Origin of the sequence: Methylocaldum sp. (assembly GCF_039794385.1) — a bacterium.
Taxonomy (GTDB): Bacteria; Pseudomonadota; Gammaproteobacteria; order Methylococcales; family Methylococcaceae; genus Methylocaldum.
This window is the reverse complement of sequence record NZ_JBDIVO010000346.1, coordinates 1-4783: the sequence shown is the minus strand read 5'-3', so window position 1 is coordinate 4783 and position 4783 is coordinate 1. Positions and strand designations below refer to the sequence as shown.

The following is a 4783-nucleotide window of genomic DNA, read 5'->3' as shown; positions in this document are numbered from 1 at the left end:
CACCAGGGGCAAATCCAGGGACAGGTCGACCAGTGAGGCCGTACGGATTTTTCCGTTTCGACTGAATCCTGTCATGCCCCGCAGTACGGTGACGCCGGCCACCCGTTCCTCTTCGTGCAGGAACTTCATGAGCTTGGACAGGATATGTTCGCCTTCCCTAAGATAAATCCGCGCTATGGTGACTTGCTGATGTGCCATAACCAGTTTCCCGTGAGTGTGCCCAACCAGACCGCCGTAACGCCGAGCAGGGCATTCACGGCGAAGATGCTCAATAGACCCTGAAACTCCGCCCGAATTTCGGGCAATTGGAATGCGAGCCACAAGGTCGCCGCCAGGGTCATCACACCGAGCAGACTGATCAAGACAATCGCCCGGTACAGGGTAGACAGATCGAAGTAAAGAAAAACGAATTCGGCCGCTGCGGCCAGGGTAAAGGCGATCGTCAGGGCGAGCGCCAGGCCGCCGTACGGAAACCCGTGCCCGAGCCAGGGATAGAGATCGGAGGCAAATATCTGCCGGCCCAGTACCAGTCCGATCCAGACTGCCGCGAGACACAACACGGCGCTCAAGAAAATATTCAATCCGGCTTTGGCGAGATTGCCTTCTTCGAACAGGTACAAGGTTTCGATGGCAAAGGTCGAGAAGGTCGTGTAGGCGCCCAGGAACCCTACCAGAATCGCCGCCCGGTATTCGACGGCCAGCGAAAATCGTTGCAGCATCAGTTCGGTGAGGAATCCCATCAGAAACGAGCCCGATACGTTCACGAACAGGGTGCCGTGAGGAAAGCCTCGACCCAGCCAGGCGTAGATGCCGGTGGCGACCAGGTAACGCGTCACGGCTCCGAGCGATCCGCCCAAGGCGATGGCGAAGAGTTGGCTCATCATATCTAACTCAAAGCTCGAATCATCAACACTATTCCGGCGATGGCCAGAAAACCCGCGAAGATGCGGCGGTACCTGGCTTGCTCGATGTGCGTGTAAAGCATTTCGTCGGTCAGCAGAAAAACCAGAGCGCCGACTACCAGATAGATTGCATTTTCGGCAAAAGGCACATCGATCTGCGACCGGCTGAACAGCCACAAGGTGAGGATTTGCGCCACGGCAAAGGTGGCGTAGGAAGCCGCAACGGTGACGCGGGCCACATCCTTTGCATAGTCCTTGTGGTGCACCAGCGCCGTGAGGAGCGAGCCGCCCAGATTGCTGAGCCCGTGTATAACGCCCATGGTCGCGAAGTAAGCCTTTTCGTACTTCATCAGGGCGTCGATGGCGCGGGTCACGGTCGGCGAATATTCCTTCAAGGCGATGAGCAGCAGAAACGATCCGATCAACACGCCGATGTTGATCCGGGTATGAGTCACCAGGAACAGAAAGAGCGCGATGGGCGGCAGCGTCAGAAACAGCACGTTCCGGTAAAAGGTAAAATCGATGTGGGCATGGTGCTTCGCGATCTGCAACAGATTGATGGCGATCGAAATCGGCAGCAGCACGATAAGCACGTCCACGAATTCGTAACCGAGCAGCAACAGGATCGGCGTGCCGAACAGCAAGACGCCTGCGCCGAAAATGGACTGCACGGTGGCCGTGGCGACCACGGTCAGCAGAATGTCGACCGACATGAATTCCCCCTAGGCTTGATCTCGTTGGCTTCCGCCACTCGTTAAACCGGGCTTCGCGCAGTCAGGGAAGCCCGGATGTCATAGGCTTTCCCCAAGCTGCCGTTCGCCCCGTAATGTTTTTATGGCGCGCCATTGTAAACCTTCAGGCTACAGAAGGTATCGGAACGGGTGCGTCGGGCGGGCTCTTTGTCAGCTCGAATCCCGTGTCGCGAAGCCGCTCGCCATTCGATCGGGTCACGTCGGCCCCGGCGCCGCACCGAAGCCGCCGGGCGCGCATCGGAATTCACGGGCACAGCCTCGCCGTCCCCGGCGTCAGGCGCCCAGGCGATCTCCGGCGGAGAGCGCCGTGGCCGGCGGGACGCGCCGGCCGTCGACCGTGATCACCTCGAGCCGAAGCCACGCGTCCGCGCACGCGGCCCACACTTCACCTCCGGGCATCGTCTCGATCGTCCCCGGCGGCGCAGAGCTCGGCTCTCCGGTGGGCGAGGTTTTCACGATCCCGATCTCCCGAGTGCCGGCCCGCGTCTTCGGTGCTCCCCACGGAGACGGGAAGGGGAAATAGCAAAAGGCGCGGACGAAGCGGTCGACGTCGGCGGCGGGGCGATCCCAAGACAGCGTGCCGCCCTCGGGGATTACCCTGCCGAAGTATTCGCGCATCGTGAGGTCTTGCTCGATGTGGGGAATGGAGGCCGGGTCGAGGGCGGCCGCGGCGACCAGAGTGGAGAGGAGAGAGAGACCCTCTTCCACGCAGCGCAGGCCCACCGAAAATGCGGTGTCGCTTTCGGTCAGGTCGAAGAGCGTCTGATAGGCGATGGGTCCGGTATCGATGCCGGCGAACATGCGATGAACGGTGACGCCGTACCGGTGTTCGCCGCGGAGGATGGCCCAGCCCGGCGCGTAGAGACCGGCATAACGGGGCAGGGGGCCCGGGTGCACGTTGAACGCGCCGATCCGGGGGGCCTCCAGGATCGAGCCATTCACGACGTGCAGCGAGTGGACGTTGAGCAGGAGGTCCACATTCTCTTCGCGGAAAATGTCGGCGAGAGCGGCGTCCTTGACGGCCGAGGCGGGCAAGAGACAATGTCCGCGCCTTTCGGCGTACGACCACAAGGCCGATTTGCGCGTGTCCGGAGGCGACGTGAGCACCATCGCAACCCGGTGTCCGCTTTCGTCTAGCGCCTTCAAGGCGCGGAGCCCCGCACCTTCCTCGGCCACCAGGGCAATATTCAAGCGATATTGCTCGCTCACGGGTGCCATTCCGTAGCTTCCCATGCAAGATGCGGTCATCATGAGTAGATCCCTTACAACATGAATTTCAGATCAACGCGCTTCTTCGATTTCCCCGGATTCGGGAGCCGGTGATTCTGTCGACGAGTCGCGGGTTTCTTCGGAAGCGCCCGGGTTGCGAACGCGATGCCAGTCGTATGGAAGCACAAACGTATCGAAGACGGCCGAAAAAGGCAGATCGAAAATAAGGACGGATGCCACCAGTCCGTTGAGCCATGCGGATGCCGAACGCTCGCCGCCGAAAATTTCGCCGATCTCTTTCGCGTCTTGCCGAACGCCGGGGTAAACCGCCCACTCGTTTTCGAGTATCTCGGTCCTCGCCCGTATGCTCGAGCAACCGGCGGCCAGGGCGATCACAAGAACAATAACGGCCCATTTTCCAACGTCAACTTTCATCGCGTTTCCTTATAAACGAATAGAGGTGTCACGGTTATATGGAAGCCGAGCTTTCGGGAACGGATTGACGAATCATCCGATCCTGGAGAAGCAAAGAGAGGGGCGGTAGAGGCTTCCGAAATGAAGGCGGTCTCCCGGCGGACGAACATCTCAATCCGGTTGTCTGTCAGGCGAGGCCCGCTGGCACCGCCATCGGCTCGAGCATCAGCATCATGAAGCTAGGTCAAACTAGCTCTTGATGTCAAATTTCGTCAATAGGGTGTTCTCCTGGCTGGACGGCGTTAGACCTTGCATTTCGCATTTTCATCTATGCTTGAGCTAAACCACTGAGGTCGGGGGCGCCGGGCGGCCGATCATGACACAGGGCGAGGGTAAATGAGCCTTATGTCTCTACGGTTTTTATTGCACTTCTGACGCAACGATCAAGTAGAAGAGGACCATCATTCATGCATTCGACAACCCCATTTACCGGCTCGGCGAAAGTGCTTGAAGCCGGGTACCCCACGGTCGATATTGCCAACGCCTTGAACATCGTGCGTCCCAGCCTCGGGGATGATGCCGGTGTGGCGCTCTTCAGACTGCTGAGACTGGTGGCGATCGAAGATATCCTCGGCAGGGGTGCCTCGGCGATGGCCTATTACGCCGGCAAAAAACTGGGCATGGGTCTTGGAATCGGCAAGCTCGAAGACTTTCTCGGGCTCTGCGCGGCCCTCAAGATCGGAATCATCGAAGTCCCCTTGCTGACCGAGGACAAGATTCATGTCGATGTCTACGAATGCGTCACGTGCAGCGGTCTCCAACCCGTGGGGCGTACACTCTGCCATTTTGAGGGAGGGCTGATCGCCGGGGTCGTGGAGCACGTAACGCGAAGACGCACGCAAGCCGTGGAGGTAAGCTGCATCGGCGGATTGGGCGACCGTACCTGTGGTTTTGATCTCGAACTCCTCGGCGAGATCAAATAGCCGGTCAAGAGTTCTATCCCGAGCGCCCTGTCGATTGACTCGCCAGCCCGATAAGCTGCCGGGTCGGCGGATCAAAAACCTAGTTATTTGAAATTTGCGATGCGCTTCGATGCGCTTCCTGGGATGGCATCGGCCCGAACTCGCTTACGCGTGAGCAGCCATCCGAGGTAAGCCGCGGCAGCGACGTCATACGTGAGGCAGAAGGCAGGCCACCAGGCCGGCACGCCCGGGTTTGCGATGAACCGGCCATGGACGAAATCAAAGATGCCGTGTGCGAGCAGGGCGGCAACGATAAGCCACAAGGTGTACTTGAATCCGGCGATAGAGGCGCCCAAAAACACCGCGGCAACGATGAGCTCAATAATCAATGCGTTCATGGAACCGCCCACGACCGCAAAGAGGACATAGTACGACGCGATGACGATCATCACCGTGGGATAAAACGCACGATCACGATCCAGGCCGAACAAGGTCGCCGACAGGCCGATCACAATGGCCAGAACCGCTCCGATCAGAAACGCCA

General features: G+C 59.3%; 7 protein-coding genes. 1 reads left to right on the top strand and 6 read right to left on the bottom strand.

All coding sequences use genetic code 11. The features are described 5' to 3' along the window. The 5 genes from ABJK70_RS20400 to ABJK70_RS20380 form a co-directional block, all read right to left on the bottom strand. Positions 1 to 198: DUF190 domain-containing protein (locus ABJK70_RS20400; RefSeq protein WP_347258928.1), on the bottom strand; the 198-nt coding region annotated here is incomplete at its 3' end. Continuing rightward, entirely contained in the window at positions 174 to 884 is a 711-nt protein-coding gene (gene crcB, locus ABJK70_RS20395) for a fluoride efflux transporter CrcB (RefSeq protein WP_205780654.1), read from the bottom strand. The genes ABJK70_RS20400 and crcB, both read right to left, overlap by 25 nt. Before the next feature lie 2 nt (positions 885 to 886). After that, positions 887 to 1615 (bottom strand): TSUP family transporter, encoded by a 729-nt coding sequence (locus ABJK70_RS20390; RefSeq protein WP_077728545.1) that lies wholly within the window; start codon positions 1613 to 1615, stop codon positions 887 to 889. Positions 1616 to 1927: 312 nt separating this feature from the next. Then, on the bottom strand, positions 1928 to 2905 hold the full coding sequence (locus tag ABJK70_RS20385; RefSeq protein ID WP_347258927.1) for a formyltransferase family protein: 978 nt from the start codon (positions 2903 to 2905) through the stop codon (positions 1928 to 1930). Between the two features lie 30 nt (positions 2906 to 2935). Next, on the bottom strand, positions 2936 to 3298 hold the full coding sequence (locus ABJK70_RS20380; protein ID WP_156881088.1) for a YceK/YidQ family lipoprotein: 363 nt from the start codon (positions 3296 to 3298) through the stop codon (positions 2936 to 2938). A gap of 446 nt (positions 3299 to 3744) precedes the next feature. Between ABJK70_RS20380 and ABJK70_RS20375 the strand changes: the two genes are divergently transcribed. Beyond that, a complete protein-coding gene (locus tag ABJK70_RS20375; RefSeq protein WP_077728548.1) occupies positions 3745 to 4260 on the top strand; it encodes a V4R domain-containing protein in 516 nt (171 codons plus the stop codon). An 83-nt stretch (positions 4261 to 4343) separates the two neighbouring features. On the opposite strand, the gene ABJK70_RS20370 is transcribed toward ABJK70_RS20375, so the two are convergent. After that, on the bottom strand, positions 4344 to 4783 hold a 440-nt coding region (locus ABJK70_RS20370), incomplete at its 5' end, for a hypothetical protein (RefSeq protein ID WP_347258926.1).